Consider the following 23,268-nt stretch of genomic DNA (forward strand, 5'->3'; position numbering starts at 1 on the left):
ATACCCTCCGAGTCTTGCGAAAAAAAGCTCGGAGCAGGACATTCGATCAAACCTTCCTACCTTTCTCACCGCCATCGCATGCCCATTCCTACAAGACGGCCGTTGGGGGCCGCTAAGTTGCGGCAGATGGCACTGCATACACTTTTAGTCGAAGACAACAAGGTCATCCGCGACAACCTGATCCCGACGTTGGAAGCGCTTTCCGTTGCGCGTGTACAAGGGGTAGCGGAAACAGAGTCTGCCGCCATGGAATTGATTGAGGCGCATGACGGCCATTGGGACGTAGCAGTCGTGGACCTGTTTCTGCGCGAGGGGTCTGGTTTGAGCGTTTTAAAGCGCTGTCGCGCTCGCGAAGATCATCAGTACGTCGTTGTTTTCTCGAACTATGCAACGGCGGAAATGCGGCAGCGAGCCTTGCAACTTGGTGCGGATGCGGTCTTCGACAAATCCACCGAAATCGACGGCCTGTTGGACTTTCTCGATCGTCTGTCTACCGCCTCTCATTGAGAGGGTGAGGCAGAAGTAGACCCGCTCCTTCAGCGAACCCCTTGCACCCCAGCGGGGCGATCCTCTGAATCACTTCTGGCTTGGTGACTTCAAGCCAGGCGCAGAACTGGGGAAGGCGCCACAATATTGTTGATGTTGTTGGTGGGCTACTCGCGCCGACTGCTTTACCGGAGCGCCCGCCTAGCCAGCCTTGCGGTTCGTTCCAGGCAAGGCCCTTTGCGGCGCGGTTTCCCGGCCGGGTCGGGTTGTTTTCCCATCGTCCTTTGCCGCAGCCGCATCCCTCGCGGGAGCCTTCGCGCGCCCCCATCTTCAAACTATGCGCGAGGAGCTCGGTCAGATCGATGATCTGAGCGAATTCCAAGCGTGTCCTCCTCCGGCTGGAGCACGGCTTCGGTGTCACCTGCCTTTACCTTCTTGTCGACGATCTTCATCACCGCGTGCTTGAACTCGTCCTTGAAATCATCGGGGTTCCACTTGCCTGACCTGTCTTCGACCAATTTGCTCCGCCATCTTCATCTCCGCGGCCGTGACGCCAGCGCCTTTCACCCCCGCCGCTGGCAGGTCGAGCCCTCCGAGCGACTTTGCCTCGTCGCCCCAGCGCACAGGTTCAACACGAGCCCACTGCCCGAAGGCCCTCATATGCGAGGAGCTTCTTCGTCGCGATCACGACCTTGGCAAGGCCGACCTTGCCGCTCTCGATAAGCACCTCGCGCAGCAGCGCGTATACCTTCTGGTCCTTGTTGATCGGCGCGACATAGTGGGGCCGCTCCAAGTGCATGAAGGGACTCTCGTTGGCATCAAGGAAGAGCTGGATCTCAATGGTCTGCGTGGTGCGCGGGAATACCGCTCCGATCTCGTCAGAGGAGACGATGTCGTCCTTGTCGATTTCCTTGCCAGTCGTCTTGCTGATTCGCTTGTAGCCCACCGGGTCCATGCTGCGCTTATGGAGCCAATCGAAGTCGTCTCCCTGCTCGATGCTGGCGGCGTGCAAGCCCAAAGGAATGTGAACAAGTCCGAACGTGATCGGGACCCTTCCAAAGGGTTCTGCTGCTGATGGCCGAGCAAATCCTTGCCGGATTGGCTGCTCGTCCGCCTTCGGCGGCGGCTACTGCGGCGCAGGCTTGGCAGACCGATCGGCGCCGCCGGCGGGCGCCCCGCTGCTGGGCCTGCCGGGCTCGCCGTCCCTGGTCGCCTTGCCGGCACCGAAGGAGGCAGGCGGGTTGCTGGTCTGGGTGCGTGCCCGGGCGGTGCTCTCGTCCGTGATGATCTTTCCGCTATCGCCGAACCCTGTGGTGGGCGGCCGGACCGCTGGCGCCTTCTGTGCGTCGCCGGACCTCGGCGCTACTGTTCCCTTCGGGTTTCCAGCGGACTGGGCGATTGCCTGGCTCGTCGCTACCGCGCACAAGGCAACACAGACGAGCATGGGGACGGTTGCGGGAAGAAATGGGTGTTTCATGCTTCCGTTGTTGGACCGGAAAAGGCCCTCCGACGTAGGAAATTCAGGCCTTTGCGCGTCAGCAAGATCGCGGTGCGTAAGGTGCTCGGCGTCTGCGCTGCCGCCGACTCCTCAAGTATGTCCACCCTGTCCCGCAGCGCTGCGCACTTGGCGCGAAGAACCGCGCTTGTGTCCTGAACCATACATCGCACCTCGCACGTTGCCACCCGGCGCGCCTCGACGTGGCGAACTGGCTCGGCACACCCCCGGCTACGAGCCGTGCTACTTGGTCTTGTTCAGGCCGCGAACATTGAGCGCTGCGAGGCAGATCTGCAGCGCGATGAGCGCATAAGCCGACGTGTGCATGCCCCAGACGGTCCATGCAATATTGCTTAGCAGGAAAACCCAGAAGCCGATGTTCCTACGACGCTCTTTGGACGACGCGACGAGCCAAGCCGCCATCAGCGATAACGCGAATGCGGCCCATTGAATCAGGTCAAGAGCTTCACTCATTAGTTTTCAAGGTATTTATCCGGCTACGGAATGGCATTGCGCGATGGTGGAGCAGCGGAAGTGTCTGGCCAAGCACTGCAGATGCGCCTGACCCCTGCGATCGGGGCTCATTTATGCCATCAAGCCATGCTTGACCGCATAGGCCGTAAGATCGCTATTGCTTACCAAATCCAGCTTTCGCATCAGCCTCGTTCGGTGCGTGGACACGGTCTTATAAGAGAGCGCCAGACCGCGTCCCACCGCAGTCACAGTTTCCCCGTGCGCGAGTCGCAGGAATACCTGAAATTCCCGTGTGGTCAACGCGTCATGAACTTGCGTTGGTCGCTGGCCGCAAACGGCAGTTGCGAGCATGGAAGCCACCCTCGCGCTCCAATAGCGCTTGCCACTTCCCACTGCGCGGACCGCTTGGATTAGGGTGTCCGGTGCCGTGTCCTTGCCAAGGTAACCGGCGGCGCCGAGCCGTATCAAGGTGATGGCGTATTGCTCTTCGGAGAATGCCGAGAGAATCAAAACCGACAGATCGGGGAATTGCCCACGAATGCTTCCCAGCGCGTCGAGACCTCCCTTGTTTGGCATGTCGAGGTCCAAGAGCAATACATCCATTTCCACACGACGCGCGAGTTCGATCGCTTGCCCTCCATCGGATGCCTCGCCGACCACTTCGATGTCAGGCATTCCGGCAAGGACATATTTGAGGCATTCGCGAAAGATGGCGTGGTCATCGGCAACGCCCACCCTCAGGACTCCACGGACACGATTCTCGTCGGGTGGCCGTACGGAACCACCCGCCCCTGATCCCAACGCTACGGGATCTAGCTGGGCGGGTGGTTCGAGACTAGCCGTCAAGGCCGACTCAGTAGGAACAGCGTCGCGCATGCTGGAGGTGTAGCGGGATTGACAAGGGCGGTGCGTAGGCAAAAGCCGCGGTTGGCGATTCGCTCGCTGGACCATATGGCGGCGCGGGGAGTGACAGGCCGTTGTAGGAGACGGGAGGTCAACAAAATCATCTTTCTTCCCAATCCCCGTCCCCCTCGCGACTCTCACGATGGCATCGCGCTAGAAACGGTCCGAGGTACGCCACTTGATCAGCTAAGTGGCTTCGAATCACGCGAGCTATAGAGCATCTAGGAGGTGGGTATTTTGGGCTGTCTTTGGCTCTATTTAGGGAATAAGAGAATTTGGATGGTAGTTGCCACGCCTCATGATGCTGAAATCGCTCGCGTCGGCCAGCGCGATGGATGGTCCTACAAGGCTTCGTACGCTAGAAGCAATTCCTAAAAACAAGACCAGGCTCTGGTCTTACCCCCTTTTTAAAGAAGGACGTTTAACGATGCACAACTCTCGTCGTCGCTTTTCCGGCGGACCCGGAGGCGAATTTTGGCTGCTTATCGCAGTCTTGGCATTGCTCGCAATGCTCGCACTTCTGCACCTAGCGGTACAAAGAGAGCGTGCCTTGGGACTTGCTGTTATTGATGCGCAGACGTCGTCCGCATGGTTCACGCGTCCGACCCCAGCACCGTCGGCGAGCGTCCCACGATCGCCAAGTTAGGGGAACGGTGTTGGAAGAAAAGAAGATCAACGTGCGCTCAGTTGCTACTCAGACCGCGACGTTCGCTTTGAAAACCAAGCCCCTGCGATTCGCGGCGAGCGTCGAAGTCACGTCCAAGGGATTGTTGGCCATTGCGGCATTGGTGTCGAGCATTCTTCTGGCAACGGCCGCGGTGGTGCGCTCTGCCACGCGTGGTCGCTAGCGTCGCGGAGGAACATTCATGCAGCGAGTGCATTCCGCTGACGATGCCCGATGGCGCGGTCGGTCCGGGCCTCATCCTGGTGGACGCCGAAGGGGCCGATGAGGGCATCGCGTCATTCATCGCCGCGATGGGTGCATTCCGTCACTTCGCGCACGAAAACGCCCCCCGAAGGTTTGATCGAACACACCTCGCCCTCGGGGCGAGACAGCAAAGGAGCCATCTATGAGCCAGAGTGGAACTCAAAGGCAAATGGCGCCTGTCAACATCGACCAAGGCTCGGGCCGTTGGCCAGGGCAGCTCCACCGAGGGGAGTCGAATGGGCGCGAAGAAACAAGTCTCATGCCTACCCGGGTGAGGCCGAGCAAGCAAACGTTGGTAATTCACCGGCCGAAGGCTCGTCCGGCAAAGGGAGTTTCGATTCGACCGTGTCTCCATCGCCCGCGCGCGATGACGAGGTCCGACGCGCCGCTTACGAGGCTTTTCTGCGTCGCAACGGGGGACCCGGAGACGAAAAAGCGACTGGCTTGAGGCCGAAGCCAAGGTGGCCCAAAAGAACGACACATCGCAAGGAATTTCTCGCCCTTCAATGCAAAAGCAGAAACTCCGCGGAACGATTTCCATCATCGGCACCGTTATACCGGCGCACGAGCAGGCCATCCGCTGCTGCTTTGTCGCCGTTCAGCGCGCTGCGCAGCATCCAGCCTTGATGGGAAAGCCTGTGGAAGCGCTCGTCGTGCTGGAAGACTGCACCGACGCACCATGTGCCGTGGCCACCGCCTCCGGCACAGCGACCCTGAGCGTTCGCGCGCGCAACGTGGGCAAGGCTCGCAACGTGTGCGCGCAGGCCCTCCTGGCACGCGGCGCTCGCTGGCACGCCTTCACCGATGCGGACACCGTGCTCTCCGAAGCGCGGCTGGCGAACCAGCCTGCATTGCAGGCCGATGTGGTGTGTGGCACTGTCTGCGTGCAAGACTGGTCACCGCACGGCGCCGCCGAGGTGAAGGCGCACTTCGGCGAAACGTACTTTGAACGCGACGGCCATCGTCATGTCCACGGTGCCAACCTCGGTGTGTCGGCCGAGGCCTACCGTGAGGTTGGCGGGTCTAGGCAACTCGCCTGCGGGGCAGACGAGGCGTTGGTCGCCGCGCTGCTGGCGGCCCGCCAGCAAGTCGCGTGGAGTTCACTGCCCAATGTGGTGACGAGCGCGTGCGTCAACGCGCGGACGCCGGCCGGGTGCTCAGGCGCGCGGTCGAACGCTGTTGCGCAGCGTCTCGCCGGGGTGGCCGCGCCCCTGCACAACGCGGCTACTGCAGCGTGACACGCCCACCGCGTGCGCCGCCACTCCGATGAACAACCTTGCCGAACTGTTTGCCCGAGAGTATCCCATTTGGCACATGGTGCTGCGCGGCACTGTCGTCTACTGGTTCCTGCTGCTTGTCTTCCGCTTTGTGCTGCGCCGCGACATTGGCTCGATGGGAGTGGCCGACCTATTGTTCGTAGTGCTCGTCGCCGACGCTTCGAGCAACGCGATGCAGGGCGAGTACAAGTCCATCAACGATGGGCTCGTGCTGCTTTGCACACTCATCGCCTGGAATTTCGGTCTCGACTGGTTGAGCTACCGATCGCCAGCGTTCGCGCGATTTCTCGAGCCTGTGCCCGAAGTGCTGGTGCGGCACGGCCGCTTCAATCGGCGTGCCATGAAGCGGGAAATGATCACCCGCGAAGAACTCGAGGGCAAGCTGCGCGAGCAAGGCGTAGAAGACATAGCAGAGGTGCGCATCGCCCGCCTTGAAAGCGACGGCACGCTGAGCGTGTTCAAGAAGCGGCGCGACGGGAACCCCCCACCGACTGGCGGTGGGCCTCGTGGGGGGGGTTTGCCCGGTGCTTGACGTCCAGTCAACCCTCCTGCGCCACCCTGGCAGCGCGTTGCTTCCCATCAGACCCTGACGACCTGCTTCCACGGTTCTCGCAAACTCCCTCGCAGCCTGGGTTTTCTGTACCTGACCTGCTCCCTCCGAGCCGTCCCAGCACGATGCAGCGCAGTCCGTCAGCTCAGAGAATGACGGCATGAGAAAGAGCGGATCATCGGCTTCATCAAGCAGCCCGAGGCCCGCCTGCCAATCAAAAAGCTGTACCACAAGGACGGATTCAGCGAGGGGACCTTCTACGAGTGGCGTGCCGGTACGGTGGCATGAAGGCGCCCGATGCAAAGCGCCGGCGACCGATAAGGCGGGCAACAACAAGCTCGAGTAGTTGTTGGCCGAAGCTCACCTGGACATCCACGCTGAACACCGCCTTCGAGGCCAGGCGCTAGCCCCACAGACCAAGCGTGCAGGGGGCGCGCGTCGCAAGCGAACAGGGCACCTGAAGCCGAAAAAATCCACAGGAATGCATGTTTTCCTCCCGCACGTCGAAGCGCACTGGGCACTCATAAGCTGGACGTGCGGCCGGAGCGCGGGAGATCTTAGCCAGAGTTGTCGCAGTTGGCGCTCCCCCGGCGCAAAAGGGGGCATTGCCTGCGCAATTCAGCTCCGCCAGCAGTCGCTGAAGTTTCGGGGAAAAGATCCTGTTTCCGAAACGGTCGACCCATCAATAAGTAATCCAGGAAGTCATTGAAAACCGCCTTTTCAAGGCAGCTGAGCGGTGGATGGCTGCCGGCCCCCCTCACCGTCAGCCAAGCCCTTCGCTCGTGTGCACGAAGCAGAGCTTGTGCCCCTCCGAGTCCAAGCAGTACGCCGCGTAGAAGTCCGGCGCGTAGCGTGGTCGCAGGCCGGGCCGTCCCTGGTCCACGCCCGCGCTCGATATCGCAGCCTGCCAGGCAGCGTCGACCACCGGGCGGTCGGCCGCAAGAAGCTCACCTGGGTACCCTGGCCTACTGTGGCCTCCCCGCCGTCGAAGGGCGCACCGATGGCGAACTGCGGCCAGCGCCGCCCCGGCGCTCGCCAAATAATGCCCGCTGGGCCCACCGCTTCCAACGGCACCGCCCGCTCGAGACGGTCAGCCCGCTGCTGCTGTCCTTGACGTGGCTCGTTTCGAGGACCGCAATGAACGATGGGCTGCCGTCGCTCAACTTCGCAAGAATTCCAGCAGCCGCGCGGCGAGCTCCGCGGGCCTTTCTTCGGCCATATGGTGCCCGCAATCGAGCGAACCGCCCTGCAAATCGCTTGTCCAGGGAGCCCATACGCCCAGCACATCCCCGTACAAATCTTCGAGGTCGTCCTGCTTTGCCCATAGGCACAGCGTCGGGCATGCAACCCTGCGACCCTGACGGCGGTCGGCCTCGTCGTGCGCACGGTCCACGCCCAAGCCCGCCCTGTAGTCCTCGACCATCGCGTGAACCGTGGCGGGGTCGTGGATGGCGCCGCGGAAGTCAGCGAAGGCCTCTTGGCCCATGTACATGGGCGAGCCGCCGTACCATGCATCGGGGTCGGCGAGAATCGCGCGCTCGGGCTTGTCTGGCTGGGCGTAGAAGAACCAGTGCCACCAGCGAGTAGCGAACGTGTCGTTGCACCGTGCGAGCGCCTCCGAAATCGGTACACCGTCCAGCACTGCCAGCCGGCTGATCGCTTCGGGATGATCGAGCGCGGCCCGCAATGCGACATAGCTGCCGCGGTCATGTCCCACCACGGCAAAGCGGGCGTGGCCCAGGCGATGCATAAGTTGGACGCAGTCCACAGCCTTGGCTCGCTTGGACGAGCCCGTATGGTCGTCGGCGTCAGCCGGCTTGGAGGATTCGCCGAACCCACGAAGATCCGGACAGACCACCGTGTGATGCTGCGCCAGCAATGGCGCGACGTGGACCCAGGTGGCATGCGTGCGCGGGTGACCATGCAAGAGCAACACGGGCGGCCCTGCGCCGCCGTGGCGAACACGCAGGGTTGCGGCTTCCAACTCGATGCGCTCCAGTTCGAAGCCTTCAAACATTGGGCCTACCCCTCAGTGCCTGCCGCGCTAATTCGCCTTCGCCGCGTCGTCCGCGGTGTCCGCATTGGTCGAGCTACGGCTGCCCTTGAGGTAAAGCTCCACGTCGGCCGCCTTGTCACCGACCTCGGCGATGGCGTGGGCCAACTGTTCGTCCGTCACGTCGAATTCACGCGCCCAGTGCGCGACCTGACCCGAGTCGTTCTTGTCGATACGGGGTGTCGTGGAATCGCTCGGATGTGCCATAAAGTCTCCGTTTTGGGATGAAAAGTTCAGCTCAGAGCGGCAGCGTTCGCTCGGCCTCGGCGGCGACAGGCGCCGGGTTTCGCGGACCCGAAGGCGTCAGCACCACCTTGCGGCACTCCTCCTCAGCCTTCTCGAAGATGTCGTAGCCGCGCGCCGCGTCTTCCAGCGCCATGTGGTGCGTGATGATCACTTCCGGCTTCAGGTCGCCGACCTGGATGTGTTCGAGCAGCTTGGGCATGTGCTGCTGCGCATGTGTCTGGCCCATCTTGAAGGTCAGGCCCTTCTCGAACGCGTCGCCGAACAGGAAGCCATGGATGAAGCCGGCGTACACGCCAGGCACGCTTACCACCCCGCCTCGCCGCGTGGCCGCAATGGCCTGGCGCAGCGCCTTGCCGCTGGAGCCTTCAAGCTTCAGGTCGGTCATGACCGTCTCCAGGGTGCTGCCCTTGGCCTCGAAGCCGACTGCGTCGATGGAGGCGTCGACGCCGCGAAAATCGGTGCGCTCGATGATGGCACCCGCGGGGTCGTCGATGTCCTTGAAATTGATCGGCTCCACACCGTAGGTGGCACGCGCGAACTCGAGCCGGTAGGCATGCTCGTCGACCATGAAGATGCGCTCCGCCCCCAACAACCGCGCGGAGGCGGCGGCCATCAGGCCGACCGGACCCGCGCCGAAGATGGCCACCGTCGAGCCCGGTCCCACCTCGCCGTTCACAGCGGCCTGGTAGCCCGTGGGCAGGATGTCCGAAAGGAACAGCACCTGCTCGTCCGCAAGCCCTGGCGGAATCACGAGCGGGCCCACGTTCGACTTGGGGACGCGTACAAACTCCGCCTGCCCGCCCGGGTAGCCGCCATACAGGTGGGAGTAGCCAAAGAGCCCGGCACCGGAGCGCACGTTCTTCTTGTTGAGGATGGCGCCGCGCCCGGGGTTGGTCGTCTCGCAGGCGGCGAACAGCGTCTTGTTGCAAAAGAAGCATTGGCCGCAGGCGATGGTGAAAGGCACGACCACGCGGTCGCCTTTCTTCAGACGTGTGACGCCCTTGCCGGTTTCCTCGACGATACCCATGAATTCGTGGCCCAGGATGTCGCCCGATTCCATGTCCGGAATCTTGCCGCGGAAGATGTGCAGGTCCGAGCCGCAGATGGCCGTGGCGGTCACACGCAGCACCACGTCGTCATCCTGCTCCAGCACCGGGTCGGGCACGGTCTCGACGCTGACGTTTTTCGAAGACTGGTAGGTGAGAGCTTTCATGGCGCATGGTCCCTTCGAACGCTTGAAGTAAATGAAAAGAGGGCTGCGAACCGCGACCCTGGACGCCTGAACGGCGTCGGACTTAAAAAGCTAGCTATCGCGCTTTGTCGTTTGCGTAGGAACGGGCGCACTCAGGACGCGCGCTTCAGCCTTCCCCTGCGTCGGCCAGAGCATGGACCGTGGGGTGCGAGGGATGCGACGTTTCTTCACTGAAGTTGCGGCACCTTCCTACGCCCACGTGACGCCGGCACCCCATGTTGGTCGTCTTTCGTCACACGGCTGGCCGCCCGCAACGCGATCTTGCGTCGCGAGGTGTCGGCGAGCCGATGGTGGGTTGGAAGCCGAAGCCGAACTGGGCAAGCTCAACTGTCCTTAGGGCACACTCGCCTGTAAACCATTTTCCACGTCAGGCCGCCAGGCGCAGTCGCACTGGTATCGCCTTGGCTGCGGGCACCTTGCTTTTCTCGGCATGGTGTGACAGCGGGATCAGCGGATTGCATTCCGGGTAGTAGCCGGCGGCGCACCCAGCGGGAATGTCGTACGGCGTCACGCGCAACCGAGGAACCGTGCGCGGTCGCTCCTCATCGCTCGCGGTGCTGACGTCAACCAGCGCCCCTTCCACCACTCCGAGGCGTTCCATGTCGCCACGGTTCATCAACAGCACGCGCCGCGTGCCGTGAATGGCCCTGAAGCGGTCGTCCAGGCTGTAGATCGTGGTGTTGAACTGGTCGTCGCTGCGCAGGGTCATGAGCCGCAGCACATCGGCGCCCCGCTCGGGCATGTCAGCGTCGGCATGGAGGTTGCCGAAGCCCTTGAAGTTGGCCTTGCCCGTCGGCGTCTTCCACTTGCGCTCTCTCGCGGCCAGTGGCCGCGGGAATCCGCCGGGTGCCGCCAGCCGCGCATTGAAGTCGTGAAAGATCTCGGGGAAAGCCTGCGCTATATGGTCGCGCACCAACGCGTAGTCAGCCACCCATTGATCCCAGGGGACACGGGGGTTCTCCGGCAGCGTGGCATTCGCGATACCCGCGACGATGGCGGCCTCCGACAGCAGCGTGTCTGCCGCCGGTTCCGCCACGCCCTTGGAAGCGTGCATCACGCCGGTCGAATCTTCGATGCTGACGGTTTGTTCGCCACTGGCTTGGCGATCGATCTCGATGCGTCCCCTGCAAGGCAGCAGATACGACACCTCGCCATGCACCAGATGGCTGCGGTTGAGCTTGGTCGCCACGTGCACGGTCAATCGCAGCTTGCGCCACGCCGGCTCGATGCGGTCGGTGTCGGGCACCGCCCGCACGAAATTGCCGCCCAGCCCCACGAACGCGCGCACGCGCCCGGAGAGGACACCTTCGCAGGTTTCCACAGTGTTCAAGCCTTTTTCGCGCGGCGGTTCGAAGCCGTACAACTCCGCGAGCTTGTCCAGCGGCGCCAGCTCAGGCTTCTCGGTGATGCCGACAGTGCGCTGCCCCTGCACATTCGAATGGCCGCGCACCGGGCAGATGCCCGCCCCCGGCCGGCCGATATGGCCTCCAAGCAGCAACAGGTTGGACACCATCTGCACGTTCTCGACGCCCTTGCGGTGCTGCGTGAGGCCCATGCCATAGATGCCGATCACGGCCTTTGCCTTGGCGAAGGTGGTGGCTGCCAACTCAAGCGCCTCGCGCGCCAGGCCCGACTCCTTTTCAATCTCGGCCCACTGCGTGCGTCGCACCGCGGCGGTGAACTCCTCGAAGCCATGCGTGTGCTGCGCAATGAACGCAACGTCGAGGATGCGCGCAGCGCCCGCGGCCGCCGCCTGGTCGTCGGCCTCGATCAAGGCCTTGCAAAGCCCGGTCAGCGCCGCCAGGTCCCCGCCATTTTTCAACTGGAGGTATTGCGTGCTGACCTCGGTGTGGGCCGGCGTGAGCATCTCGGTGGGCGACTGCGGGTTCACGAATTCCACCAGCCCGCGCTCGCGCAGCGGATTGAAGGTGACGATAGGAATGCCGCGTCGGCGCGCGTCCTGCAACTGGTGCAGCATGCGCGGACTGCTCACGCCCGTGTTCTGCCCGAAGATGAAGATGGCGTCGCACCGCTCGAAGTCCTCGAGATGCACCGTACCCACGGGCACGCCGATGGTCTCGGGCAGCGCCACAGAGGTGCTTTCGTGGCACATATTGGAGCTGTCCGGCAGGTTGTTGTTGCCGTACAGCCGGGCCAGCAGTTGGTACATGTAGCTGGTCTCCAGCGATGCGCGGCCCGAGGCGTAGAACACGACCGACGAGGGGTCTTGCGCGCGCAAAGCTCTCAGCTCGGCGCCGATGTCCTCAAAGGCCTGCTGCCAAGACACCTCGAGGTAGCGGTCGCTCTGAGCGTCCCACTTCATCGGCACAGTCAGCCGGCCGCCGGCTTCCAAGTCGTGGTCGCTCCAGCGGAGCAACTCGCTGATGGAATGCTCCTGGAAAAAAGCAGGCGGCAACCGCTTGGCCGTGAGCTCCCAGGCAGTGGCCTTGGCGCCGTTCTCGCAGAACTCGGCGGGATGGGGATGCTCCGGTTTGGCCCACGCGCAACTTACGCAGGCGAAGCCGCCTGGCTTGTTCTGCTTCAGCAGCGCCTGCGTCCCCACAATGGGTATGCGCTCGCGCAGCAGCTGGGTGCCAACTGCCTTGAGCGAACCCCAGCCGCCTGCGGCGTGGGTGTACGGGTCGGAATGCTTTTTGTCGGTCACGATGTGTGCTCCGGCTTTGTTTTGTACCCACCACGCTAAGCCCGGCGATGCATGGCGATGTAGGCGCCCACCGAATGACCGCGTGCGAGCGAGGCGACAGGCGCGCAGCGCTACTACCGTTCCGCCTCCTATTCGCGTTCATCGCCGATTGGCAAGTCGCGTCGCGTTTGCTAAGAAGTGGTTCTCTTCCGACGAACGACGAAAGGCCCGGGTGATGCGCTTTGGATCATCCATCGACATGTCCCTGCTCGATACCATGGGGCTGGGCCGCGTGCTCGCGCAGGCTGCCATGGTCCTCTCCGACCTGTCCAGCCTCTCCGGCTCCGCGACGCACAGCGCCCTGCGCCCCGCCGGCGTACAGGCGGCGCGCATCCATGACCTGTGGCAACTGACCCTGTGGATCTGCATGGGCGTCTTCGCTTCTATCCTCATCGCGCTGCTGGTTGCGCTGATGCGCGGCGCCCGCAGTGCGGCACACGTTGCGTCCGAAAAGCCGCGGCCGACCGCCTCCGAGCGGGCTGCGAGGCGGTGGGCGACCGGAGCCACCCTGGGCTCAGCTGCGCTGCTCGTCGTGTTGCTCGCCGCAGACATGTGGACAGATCGAGCGCTTTCCCGCCTGCCCGCAGCCGACGCGCTGCGCATCGAAATGACGGCGCAGCAATGGTGGTGGGAAGCGCGCTACCTCGACGCGCAAGGCAAGCCGCAGTTCGCGGTGTCCAGCGAATTGCACGTGCCGGTGGGCCGGCCCGTCATCGTCACGCTGAAAAGCATCGATGTGATCCACACCTTCTGGGTGCCCAGCCTGCACGGCAAGAAAGACATGCTGCCGGGCAGAAGCACGCAACTGCTGCTGCGTGCCGACAAACCCGGCGTCTACCGCGGCGAGTGCGCCGAATTCTGCGGGCTGCAGCACGCTCTGATGGCGTTCAGCGTCAGCGCCGATCCGCCGGACACCTACGCGCAATGGCGCGCGACCCAGCAGGCACCTGCTGAAGCACCGTCGGGGGTGGATGCCACACGGGGTGCGCAGCTGTTCCTGTCTTCGAACTGCGCGCAGTGCCACACCGTGCGCGGCACAACGGCCTCAGGTACATTGGGGCCCGACCTGACCCACGTGGCGAGCCGGGCACTGCTCGCGGCCGGTACCGTCAGAAACGACCCCGCCACGCTGGGCGCGTGGATCGTCGATCCGCAGTCGCTGAAATCGGGCAGCACCATGCCTTCGAGCCGGCTCTCCCCGGACGACGTGCGGGCGCTGGTCGCTTACCTCGGAGGCCTGGAATGAGCCCGCAGGAGGCAGCCGTGGTTTCGCAGCCGCTGTGCGACGGGCCGTGGTCCGGGCCCAAAGTGCTGCGTGCGCTGCACAACACCTGGAGCGACCCGCCGGGCTGGCGCGGCAGCCTGCGGGCCATCGATCACAAGACGATCGCGCGGCGATTCATCGTCGCGACGTTCGTGTATTTTCTGCTGGGCGGCGTGCTCGCGTTGGCCATGCGCCTGCAACTCGCGCGGCCCGGACTGCGGCTGGTCAGCCCCGAGCTCTACAACCAGCTGTTGACCATGCACGGCACGACCATGATGTTCCTATTCGCCGTGCCGGTGATGCAGGCAGTGGCCCTGTACCTGGTCCCGCTCATGATCGGCGCGCGCAGTGTGGCGTTCCCGCGCTTGAACGCATTTGCGTATTGGATCTTCGTGATGGGCGGCGCATTTCTCTACGCGGGCTTCTTCCTCGGCTCGGGTCCGAACACCGGCTGGTTCAGCTATGTGCCGCTGGCCTCGTCGGACTACGCGCCAGGCAAGGGCGTGGACATCTGGGCGCAGATGATCACCTTCACCGAACTGTCGGCGCTGCTGGTGGCCATCGTGTTGATCACTACGATCTTCAAGATGCGCGCCCCCGGCATGTCGCTGGGCCGCATGCCGCTGTTCGTGTGGGCGACGTTGGTCACACAGTTCATGGTGCTGTTCGCCATGCCCTCTGTGATGCTCGGCAGCACGGCGCTGATCCTCGACCGACTGGTCGGGACGCATTTCTACAACCCTGCGCGCGGCGGCGACGTGCTGCTGTGGCAGCACCTGTTCTGGTTCTTCGGGCATCCGGAGGTGTACCTGATCTTCATCCCGCCGCTGGGCTTCATCTCCTCGATCATCTCGACATTTGCGCGGCGGCCCGTGTTCGGCTACCGCGCGATGGTGCTGGCGCTGGTCGCTACCGCGTTCCTCGCGTTCGGCTTGTGGGTGCACCACATGTTCGCCACCAATCTGCCCGAGGTGGGAAAGGCGTTCTTCACCGCTGCGAGCCTGGCCATCGCGGTGCCCTCGGCGATACAGATTTTCTGCTGGATCGCGACGCTGTGGAACGGCCGGCTCGCTTTCAGGACGCCGTTGCTCTTCGTGCTGGCTTTCTTCTTCATCCTGGTCGCGGGCGGCATGACGGGGTTGATGCTGGCCTCCGTCTCACTCGACCTCCAGGTGCACGACACCTACTTCGTGGTGGCGCACCTGCACTACGTGCTGCTCGGCGGCGCAGTGTTTCCGCTGTTCGGCGCCATCTACTACTGGTTCCCCAAATTCACCGGCCGCATGCTGGGCGAGACGCTGGGCCGTTGGCATTTCTGGCTGTTCTTCGTCGGGTTCAACGTAGCGTTCTTCCCGATGCACTTGCTGGGCCTGCATGGCATGCCGAGGCGGGTGTGGACCTACCCGCAAGGTCTTGGCTGGGACGGCATGAATGCCACGGCGACGATCGGCGCCTTCGTCATCGCAGTGAGCGTGGCGGTGTTTCTCGTCAACGTGGCGCGTTGCGTACGCGGCGAGGCGCACGCACCCTCGGACCCATGGGGCGCCGGAACACTGGAGTGGAGCACGGCGAGCCCGCCGCCGCCGCACAACTTCGACACGCTTCCCGTGATCCGCGGGCGCGAGCCGCAGTGGATGCGGACTGGCCATCCCTCCCATGTGACGGGCCTTGCCGCCGACGCCAGGGAGGTGCTGGTGACCAGCGCATTCGACGCACGGCCCGAGAGCCGTTCGCTCTTTCCCGAACCGAGCCTGTGGCCGCTGCTGGGCGCGTTGGCCACGACCGTGCTGTTCATCGGGTCGGTGTACACCCCATGGGCCGTGGTGTGGGGCGCAGTGCCGGTCACTGTGGCGCTGGTGGGCTGGTTCTGGCCCGGCCGCAGGGAGACCGAGCAGGCGCTCACGCTGGAGCGATCACCATGACGGCCACGGACCAACTCGGCGGAGCTGCATCGGACATCTCCGGCGAGTCGGGCGGATCGGGCGACCTGGACGTGCGCCACCTGCCCTCCTATTCGTTCGGCCAGGGGAGCCTGATGTGGTGGGGCACGATGGGCCTGATGCTGATCGAGGGCACGGCCTTCGCCATCGGCGTGATGATGTACTTCTATCTGCGAGGCGTCGCATCGGCATGGCCGATCGATGCGGTCCCGCCCGCGCTGCGCTGGGGCACGCTCAACACGGCCGTCCTGCTGCTGAGCCTGTGGCCCAACCAGATGGCCAAGCGCGCGGCCGAGCGGCAAGACCGCGTGCAGGCGCGGCGCTGGCTGACCGTGTGCGTGCTTTTCTCGCTGGTCTTCCTGGGCGTGCGCACCCTCGAATTCACCACGCTCAATGTGAGCTGGCACGCCAACGCCTACGGGTCGATCGTTTGGCTGCTGCTGGGGCTGCACACCACCCACTTGGTCACCGACACCATAGACACCAGCGTGCTGGCGGTGTTGCTCTACACGGGGCCGTTCGAAGGCAAGCGCTTCGTGGACGTCAGCGAGAACGCGCTGTACTGGTACTTCGTGGTGGGCAGTTGGCTGCCGATCTACGCGGTCATCTATCTCGCGCCGCTGGGCTGAGCCTGCAAGATGACAAGCACCACCAGGCCCCCTCTGTCTTTCCCGTCGTGTCGCGGCTTGGCCCGCGCCCCAGGCCGCATGATGCCGTGGGCGTGCGTGCTGCTGATCCCTGCGGCGAATGCGCACGTGCTTGACCCATCGGCGCCAGCGCCGTCAAGGGTTTCGTTGAGCTTCGACCCAGTGGTGCTCGCCGTGCTTGGGGCGAGCCTGGCGCTCTACGCGCTGGGCTACCGAGAGCTTCGGCAGCGCAGCCGACACCGGACGCGAACGTTGCGCGCGCGGCAAGCCGCAGCTTTCCTCGGAGGCTGGATTTCTCTGGGGGTGGCGCTGGTCTCTCCGCTGGACGGACTGGGCGCGGCACTGTTCTCCGCGCACATGGTCCAGCACGAGCTCCTGATGATCGTGGCAGCGCCGATGCTGGTGCTGGGGCGGCCTTTGGCTGTATGGGTGTGGGCGCTGCCGGCCCGCTGGCGCAAACGGCTCGGCATCGCAGTGCGCTGGCGTCCGTTGAAGGCGGCCTGGGCTGGAATCACCACGCCGGTGGGCGCATGGCTGATGCACGCGGCGGCGCTGTGGCTCTGGCACTTGCCGGCGCTGTTCCAGGGCGCACTGCTGCATCCATGGATTCACACGCTTCAGCATACGAGCTTTCTGGCCAGTGCCCTGGTGTTCTGGTGGACGATCTTCCGTCACCCTGGCGGCGCCGCCCTCCTGTCGCTGTTCACCACCATGGTCCACACCGGCACGCTGGGCGCGCTGATCACGCTTGCGCCCGAACTTTGGTATCCACTGTACCTGGAGCCCACGGCCGCGCTCGGCATTGACGCGCTGCAGGACCAGCAGATGGGCGGCCTCGTGATGTGGGTGCCTGGCGGGCTCGCGTACTTCGCGAGCGCGCTGGTCATCGTCGCACGTTGGCTCGATGAGCGGCGAGCGCCCACGCTATCGCCGTCGCCGTCGCCGTCGCCGTCCCCGGAGGTGCCGTGAAGTCGCACTGCCTTTCCTATCGGCTGACAGCGCTTGCGCTGGCAACCTGCACGCTGGCCCCTTGCGCATGGGCCCAGTCCGACGCGCTCGCAAACACAGACTTACTGGGACGCGGCGAATACCTTGCACGCATCGGCGGCTGCGCCAACTGTCACACCATGCCGCGCGACGGCATTCCGTTTGCGGGCGGGCGCCCCGTGTCCACACCGCTGGGCCCGATCTTCAGCACCAACATCACACCCGACCCGGTACACGGCATCGGTGGGTACAGCATCGACGACTTCAAGCGTGTCATGCGAGAAGGGACAGCCCCTGGCAACAGGCACCTGTATCCTGCCATGCCCTACACCGCTTACACCAAGGCGAGCGACGAGGATCTCAAGGCGTTGTTCAGCTATCTGATGCGCGCCGTGCCAGCGTCCACCTACGCGCCCCCGCCGACGCGGCTGCCTTTTCCTTTCGACCAGCGCTGGGCTTTGCGATTCTGGAAGGCCGCTTTCCTTCCATCGGGCCTCTACGTCGACAAGCCCGGCAAGGACGCAGAGTGGAACCGAGGGGCGTACCTGGTTCAATCCTTCGGGCATTGCGGTTCGTGCCACACGCCACGCGGGCTGGCCTACCAGGAACGCGCATACGACGAAACGTCGCGCCTGTTCCTCACCGGCATGGTCAACGACGACTGGCACGCGACCAACCTCACCGGGGCACAAGGCGCGGGGCTCGGGCGCTCAGACGCCGCAGCGATCGCACGTTTCCTGCGTACCGGCCATGCCGACGGGAAGGCAGCATTCGGCTCGATGGCCGAAGAAGTGGAGCAGAGCATCCAGCACATCAGCGAAGCCGATGCGCGTGCGGTGGCCAAGTATCTGAAGACGCTGCCGGCGCAACGCGAGGAAGGCGCATACACGCCACAGGCTCTGGCCGCGCCAGTCGGACCGGGGCCGCGCAACGGCGACCGCACGGCCGACGTGGAGTCTGTGGGTGCACGCGTCTATACGTCTTTCTGCGCACAGTGCCACCAGCCAGACGGCAAGGGCGTAGCGGAGGTCTTTCCTCGTCTTGTGGGCAATGCATCGGTGTTGAGCGATGACGCCACCTCGTTGATCCGCTTGGTCGTGCAGGGCGGCAGAGGGCCGCGCAGCGCGAGCGGGCCTTCTCCACAGGTGATGCCGGGGTTCGATTCGGCGCTGACCGATGTGCAAACGGCACAGGTGCTCACCTATGTACGCCAGTCGTGGGGCAACAGGGCGCGACCAGTCACGACCAACGACGTCACCACGCTCAAGCGCAAGCTTCGCTAGGCCGGCGGCGGGAACCTCTCCTACTGCGTGCGATGTAGAGCGCCGACGCAGGCTGCGCAAGGTCAACGCAGATTGGATATCACCCGGTGACTCTGCACCGGCCTTTCGAATGCCTCACCGCATCCATCATCGACCTTCCAAGGAGACTCGCCATGAACAAAACTTCCGCGCTCGCGGCGCTGGCACTGGCCGCCGCAGGAACTGCGTTCGCACAAGGAAATCCGCCGACGACGGCGCCCCCTAATCCCGCCACGGCGGCCGGCCAGCAAAGCCCAGCGGGCGGGCCGATGGGCACCACGGGCACAACGCCGCAGAACAACAGTGCCTCGGGCTCCGGTGGTACTGCAGGAAGCGCGCCAACGTCCGGAAGCATGAGCACGGGCAGCAGCAATGACACCACAGCCATGGGATCGAACAGCAGGCCGACGCGGCCCGCCCGCGCCGACCGCAACTGACACCTCCCCACTGACGACCGCGCAGCCCGCGCCGATTGAGGTTCTGCCAGATAGTGCGCCTTAGCTGCGCTGCTGCTGGATCCGGTAGCGGCAAGGGTCCGGGCCGGACGGTGCGCTGGGGCCCTCATGCCCGGCAGTGGCGGCAGGCAAAAAAAGCCGGCGGCGCTTGCCGTCATCAAGCGCCAAGCCGGTATCTTCGTCTTCCACGGGCGAATGCCATGTGATGGCCTCTTCGTGCTGCGATGGTTTGCTTACCGTGACCTGTCCGCGCCGCGCACCGGCGCGCGAAACATGTCGGAGATCAAGCCGAACGAGTTCACCACGCCGGTGGGTCGCTTCCTCAGCGAGCCGCGGGACACCAGTCGGGCGAAGACGTCCTCTGAAAAGACTACCACGCGGCCTTGCCACCCCAGGCGGAACGCCCCTCGAACATCTCGCTTCCGATGGCGTCCGTCGACAATCGAATCAGTTACCGCTGCATCAATGTGTCTGCCCCGTCCTATGACCGGTGCGTGATACCCGCGCTTAAGAGCCCACAGGCCGGCCTACGTGCTGCCCCACGAGGCGACGAGTCGATCGGTATTCGGCTTGCTGAGCAACACGTTGGCCCGCCGTAGCCCTTTTTCTCCCATCGAGAAGATGAGGTTGCTTCGCGGGTCGAGCCAAGACAATGCGCCATTGCCTGACCACCCCGGCAGCCGCACGCCCCAGAACTCTCGGAATCCGCCCAACTACAAGGCGACAAGCGCATCGACCCGCCGACGCGTGAGCTTCTTCTCGATGATCGAACGGGCAACTCGCAGCTGCCGTTTTAAGCGGCGAGCCTGAACGAGGTCCCCGTCGCGCGAAGCGGCAAAGTGCTGGCGCGCATGGGCGCGTCGGCAGCATGCAGGCGTTGTCGCGTGGAGGCGGGAAGCACCTTCGGACCGGGGCCGGCCGCCTTGTCTGCGCGGCCTCGGATCAGCAGCGGTGCTGGCGGGCGTTCTTGCGAGGGCGAGCGGGCATCTTCTTCTGAGGATGCTGCGAGATGCAATCGTTGTCGTCCTACGTGAACACCGACTTGATGACGCCACTCTCCACATTCCACACGAAAAGGAGATTCAGATGGCAACCAAGACCCGCTCAACCCCCGACGCCTGCACCTTGCTTGACGCCGACCACCGCAAAGTCAAAACGATGTTCAAAGAGTATGAGGCATTGACCAAGTCACGGGCCGCCAGCGCGAAACAGAAGAAGCGCGATTTGGCCAATCAAATTTGCCTTGAGCTCACGGTCCATGCCCAGATAGAAGAAGAGATTTTTTACCCTGCGCTGCGCGAAGCGATCAAGGATACCGACCTCCTCGATGAGGCGGAAGTCGAACATGCCAGCGCGAAGGATCTGATCGCTCAAATCGAGCAAGCAGCTGACGTGGACGATAAGTTCGACGCCAAGGTCACAGTTTTAGGCGAATACATCGACCATCATGTGAAAGAAGAGCGCGCCGAGATATTTGTTGAGGCCCGAGCGGCACGCAAGCTCGATCTCGTCGGCATGCGCGAAACTTTGAACGCGCGAAAGGAAGAACTCATGGCCGAACTCACAGGCGCCGTCGCCTGAACGATGTACAGGGCGACCCGGGACGCAGGCTTCAGGCCCTGAGAGGAGCGGTCTGCGCGATTTAAAACCGGCCAAGTTCCGCCGGTCCAAGGGCGGCATCGCCATGGTTCCGTCTACACCGGAGGCGTTGGAAACTGACCGCGGCAGCGTGAGCCAGGGAACGCTGCCGTGCAACCGTAGCACCGACAGCAAGCCGCCTCGGCTACACAGGTTTTTTCGCCCGCCCTTCGAAACCTGGCGGAGGCATCCAGGGAGTTGCCTTCCCAGGCCCTATGCGCGATCGTCGTGTTGCTATTTCCTTCCCATTGGAAGCAAATTGCGCGGACTTCGCGCGCTTCCACGTCGGACAAAAATACCCAGTTCCGCGGGTCGGTGTTATTCAGTTCGCGGCATCTGTGGCACCGAACAAATGAGTTCGAGCAACTCGTTGAACGTCGGCTCGCTGCCCAGAAGCACGACGCTCCATGCGGGATACGTCGCGATCACCAAGGCCGTCGCGAAGCACGTTCTGACTATCCAGGGATTAAAGACAAGCTTCATCCTTCGTCCCCCCGGGGCGCGCGGAGGGTGACAGCACGACGGTGACCGTGCATCCGGTTACCGGCCTGCCAGAGCAGGAATCCAGCGAGCAACATCGCCGCGCCCCAAAGGATGAATCCGAGGTCCCAAGTCAAACGTTGGTCGCTCGAGACTGTTTCGTTTACGTGGTGAATACCAAGCAGGTGATGATCTATCAGGCCCTCGACAAGGTTGAACGCGCCCCACCCCATCAAGGAAGTCCCCGCGATCAACTTTCCCGACCAATACAGATGGCTCCGATGAGCGATGCGCCACAAAAGGTAGAGTGCCATGACGATGAAGACATAGGTTGCGCTATGAAAAATCCCGTCCCACAGGGTGTTGAGCCTGAGATTCTCAAGAGTCGTCGGCGGATACCAACTGCTCACCATATGGTGCCACTGCAGCAGCTGGTGCAACACGATGCCATCAAAAAATCCCCCCAGGCCCAGACCGAAGAGAACGCCGGATGCGGTGGGGAACTGCCCCAATGGATTGGAGCGTGTCATTGGCTCTCCTTGGTCGACTGCATCTCATGCATAAGGAAGTCGCAGAGTTGTGCGCTGATTCGGACAGGCTGCTCATGGTGCAGCCAGTGCGTGCCGTCTTCTACCCGACAGAGGCTGCCTCGCGCGCAGTATTTCAGCGCCTCATCGGCCAGCCCTGGCTCCAACGCCGCATCCAGATTTCCCCAAACGATGAGCGTTGGCGCTTCGACCGGCGTGGACAAAGGTCGCGCCATCGCCATCGCCCGATACCAGTTGAGCATGCTCATGATCGCCCTCGGTTCGCTCCACGCGTCTTGGTAGTCGCCGAGCAACTTCGCATCGAAGGCATCCGATTTGCTTGTACGCGTGAGGGAGGCGCGTAGCAGGGCAAAGCCGTTCGCGCTGAGCAACGCCTCGGGTACAAGCGGCAGTTGAAAGAAGCCGACGTAGGCGCTACGGGCAAGCTGGAAAGGGTGAGTCAGCGCGAAGCCCAGCAGACTTGCGGGGTGCGGTGCATTGAGGATCGCCAGACGCTCAACTCGCCCGGGGTTACGTGCTGCGATATGCCACGCAACAATTCCGCCCCAGTCATGACCGATGAGCGCGAATTTCTCAGCACCGAGCGCGGTCGCGAGCGCACACACGTCGTCAGCCAGCACATCAAGAACATACGCTCTGACAGAGGTGGGCTTGCCGGACTTCCCGTAGCCGCGTTGGTCCGGGATGGCCACGCGCCACCCGATGGCAAGCAGGGGTTCCACGTACCGCTGCCACGCTTGCCAAGTTTCGGGAAACCCGTGCAGCAGGATCACCAGAGGGGCGCCTTCGTGGCCAGCGGTAACGACGTGAAGCACGACTCCGTTAGCGGAAACCTGGGAATGTTCCATCCTTCCGCTCCTTTCAGTGTGATCATGCTCGTTTTCCGACCATGCCGTAGACGGCCAGCACGATGACGGCTCCGGCGACCGACGCAAGGAAGCCCAGGATAGCCCCTGCGGTGTACCAACTCGTTGCCTGAGTGGGGTCTTCTTGAGCAATCTCTCCGTCACCTCGTGATCGCCAGCGCCCGCTTGCTTGACGTAGCGATTGTCGAACAGGCCATCGGACAGCGTCTTGAACTCGACCATCACTGCCTTGTGCTTCGCGTCGTCGGTCAGACCGTTTGAGTGATCGTCGGCCATCAGTTGCGCAAATTTCCTGATCCCAGTGTTGGCGGATTTTCCGACGGCGAGCTTGCAGCTTTCAACTTCTGCGACGTTGGCCTCTGCAACATTTTTCAGCAGGGACTTGTCCGCGCAGGCGAGCTTGCCCGCAGCGAGGACAGAAGTCCCCGAAGCCATCAAGGCTGCGACTGCTGCCAAGTGGGGAATTTTGTCCATAGTGGGCTTCCACCCCTGTTTTAAGGATGCAGCAGGCTGGCATTCGCCATGGCGCAGTGTTGTAGGAGGGCGCCGAGATTTGTCCGCCGATCAGAGAAATTTCCAACCCCGTGAGCAATTCGCACTCAGCCGAAGCCTGCACTCGCGCGCTGCAGCACGCCATCGGCACCCTCCGCGCTCAACTGGAACCGGCAAGTTGCGCCGCAGTCGCCGAAGGCCAGCTCGCAGCAAACATGCGCAAGCAACTCGACGAGCCGTCAACCGGCGGAATCGCGTTTCATAGAGGAGACCGCGCCGTCG

General features: G+C 63.4%; 20 protein-coding genes. 11 read left to right on the forward strand and 9 right to left on the reverse strand.

The genetic code is table 11. From position 1 onward, the window contains the following. The first annotated feature begins 78 nt into the window (after positions 1 to 78). Entirely contained in the window at positions 79 to 507 is a 429-nt protein-coding gene (locus tag BM013_RS29235; protein ID WP_256221751.1) for a response regulator, read from the forward strand. A gap of 607 nt (positions 508 to 1,114) precedes the next feature. Here the strand turns inward: BM013_RS29235 and BM013_RS41930 are convergent. The 3 genes from BM013_RS41930 to BM013_RS29255 all read right to left on the reverse strand — a co-directional run bounded on the left by BM013_RS41930 (position 1,115) and on the right by BM013_RS29255 (position 3,190). After that, positions 1,115 to 1,504 carry a Ku protein gene (locus tag BM013_RS41930; protein ID WP_371281124.1) on the reverse strand — a complete coding sequence of 130 codons (390 nt, stop codon included), beginning with the start codon at positions 1,502 to 1,504 and terminating at the stop codon, positions 1,115 to 1,117. Between the two features lie 720 nt (positions 1,505 to 2,224). Then, the gene (locus tag BM013_RS29250) at positions 2,225 to 2,455 is read right to left on the reverse strand and encodes a hypothetical protein (protein ID WP_093131618.1); all 231 of its coding nucleotides are present in this window, start codon (positions 2,453 to 2,455) and stop codon (positions 2,225 to 2,227) included. A 111-nt stretch (positions 2,456 to 2,566) separates the two neighbouring features. Continuing rightward, entirely contained in the window at positions 2,567 to 3,190 is a 624-nt protein-coding gene (locus BM013_RS29255; RefSeq protein ID WP_256221753.1) for a response regulator, read from the reverse strand. 824 nt (positions 3,191 to 4,014) lie between these two features. Here BM013_RS29255 and BM013_RS41390 point away from each other — a divergent pair. From BM013_RS41390 to BM013_RS29270, 3 genes are all read left to right on the forward strand, one after another. Then, positions 4,015 to 4,206, forward strand: coding sequence for a hypothetical protein (locus BM013_RS41390; protein ID WP_177225608.1), 192 nt, complete (start codon positions 4,015 to 4,017; stop codon positions 4,204 to 4,206). Between the two features lie 586 nt (positions 4,207 to 4,792). Then, positions 4,793 to 5,524, forward strand: coding sequence for a glycosyltransferase family 2 protein (locus BM013_RS29265; RefSeq protein ID WP_256221754.1), 732 nt, complete (start codon positions 4,793 to 4,795; stop codon positions 5,522 to 5,524). Between the two features lie 28 nt (positions 5,525 to 5,552). After that, positions 5,553 to 6,095 (forward strand): DUF421 domain-containing protein, encoded by a 543-nt coding sequence (locus BM013_RS29270; RefSeq protein ID WP_093131624.1) that lies wholly within the window; start codon positions 5,553 to 5,555, stop codon positions 6,093 to 6,095. 1,177 nt (positions 6,096 to 7,272) lie between these two features. Here the strand turns inward: BM013_RS29270 and BM013_RS29275 are convergent. The 4 genes from BM013_RS29275 to BM013_RS29290 all read right to left on the reverse strand — a co-directional run bounded on the left by BM013_RS29275 (position 7,273) and on the right by BM013_RS29290 (position 12,329). Beyond that, the gene (locus tag BM013_RS29275; protein ID WP_093131625.1) at positions 7,273 to 8,130 is read right to left on the reverse strand and encodes an alpha/beta fold hydrolase; all 858 of its coding nucleotides are present in this window, start codon (positions 8,128 to 8,130) and stop codon (positions 7,273 to 7,275) included. A 27-nt stretch (positions 8,131 to 8,157) separates the two neighbouring features. Continuing rightward, positions 8,158 to 8,373 carry a DUF3606 domain-containing protein gene (locus BM013_RS29280; RefSeq protein WP_093131627.1) on the reverse strand — a complete coding sequence of 72 codons (216 nt, stop codon included), beginning with the start codon at positions 8,371 to 8,373 and terminating at the stop codon, positions 8,158 to 8,160. 31 nt (positions 8,374 to 8,404) lie between these two features. Further along, positions 8,405 to 9,625 (reverse strand): zinc-dependent alcohol dehydrogenase, encoded by a 1,221-nt coding sequence (locus tag BM013_RS29285; protein ID WP_093131629.1) that lies wholly within the window; start codon positions 9,623 to 9,625, stop codon positions 8,405 to 8,407. A 406-nt stretch (positions 9,626 to 10,031) separates the two neighbouring features. Continuing rightward, entirely contained in the window at positions 10,032 to 12,329 is a 2,298-nt protein-coding gene (locus tag BM013_RS29290; RefSeq protein WP_093131631.1) for an FdhF/YdeP family oxidoreductase, read from the reverse strand. A 148-nt stretch (positions 12,330 to 12,477) separates the two neighbouring features. Here BM013_RS29290 and BM013_RS29295 point away from each other — a divergent pair, with 148 nt between their 5' ends. The 7 genes from BM013_RS29295 (at position 12,478) to BM013_RS29325 (ending at position 20,543) form a co-directional block, all read left to right on the forward strand. Next, entirely contained in the window at positions 12,478 to 13,614 is a 1,137-nt protein-coding gene (locus BM013_RS29295; RefSeq protein ID WP_256221755.1) for a cytochrome c oxidase subunit II, read from the forward strand. Beyond that, positions 13,611 to 15,554, forward strand: a complete 1,944-nt coding sequence (gene ctaD, locus BM013_RS29300) for a cytochrome c oxidase subunit I (protein WP_093131633.1) — start codon at positions 13,611 to 13,613, stop codon at positions 15,552 to 15,554. The genes BM013_RS29295 and ctaD overlap by 4 nt, the downstream gene beginning before the upstream one ends. After that, a complete protein-coding gene (locus tag BM013_RS29305) occupies positions 15,551 to 16,201 on the forward strand; it encodes a cytochrome c oxidase subunit 3 (RefSeq protein WP_093131635.1) in 651 nt (216 codons plus the stop codon). The genes ctaD and BM013_RS29305 overlap by 4 nt, the downstream gene beginning before the upstream one ends. A gap of 165 nt (positions 16,202 to 16,366) precedes the next feature. Continuing rightward, entirely contained in the window at positions 16,367 to 17,188 is an 822-nt protein-coding gene (locus BM013_RS29310; RefSeq protein ID WP_256221756.1) for a cytochrome c oxidase assembly protein, read from the forward strand. Further along, a complete protein-coding gene (locus tag BM013_RS29315; protein WP_256221757.1) occupies positions 17,185 to 18,489 on the forward strand; it encodes a c-type cytochrome in 1,305 nt (434 codons plus the stop codon). Before BM013_RS29310 ends, BM013_RS29315 begins: the two co-directional genes overlap by 4 nt. Before the next feature lie 152 nt (positions 18,490 to 18,641). Beyond that, positions 18,642 to 18,944 carry a proteophosphoglycan ppg4 gene (locus BM013_RS41935; protein WP_256221758.1) on the forward strand — a complete coding sequence of 101 codons (303 nt, stop codon included), beginning with the start codon at positions 18,642 to 18,644 and terminating at the stop codon, positions 18,942 to 18,944. A 1,104-nt stretch (positions 18,945 to 20,048) separates the two neighbouring features. Then, complete coding sequence (locus tag BM013_RS29325) at positions 20,049 to 20,543, forward strand: hemerythrin domain-containing protein (RefSeq protein WP_093131637.1); 495 nt, start codon at positions 20,049 to 20,051, stop codon at positions 20,541 to 20,543. Positions 20,544 to 21,079: 536 nt separating this feature from the next. Here the strand turns inward: BM013_RS29325 and BM013_RS29330 are convergent. After that, entirely contained in the window at positions 21,080 to 21,610 is a 531-nt protein-coding gene (locus BM013_RS29330; protein ID WP_093131639.1) for a DUF2243 domain-containing protein, read from the reverse strand. Then, entirely contained in the window at positions 21,607 to 22,968 is a 1,362-nt protein-coding gene (locus BM013_RS29335; protein WP_093131641.1) for an alpha/beta fold hydrolase, read from the reverse strand. The genes BM013_RS29330 and BM013_RS29335 overlap by 4 nt, the downstream gene beginning before the upstream one ends. Between the last annotated feature and the right edge of the window lie 300 nt (positions 22,969 to 23,268).

Source organism: Variovorax sp. OK605 (assembly GCF_900115445.1).
Lineage (GTDB): Bacteria > Pseudomonadota > Gammaproteobacteria > Burkholderiales > Burkholderiaceae_C > Variovorax.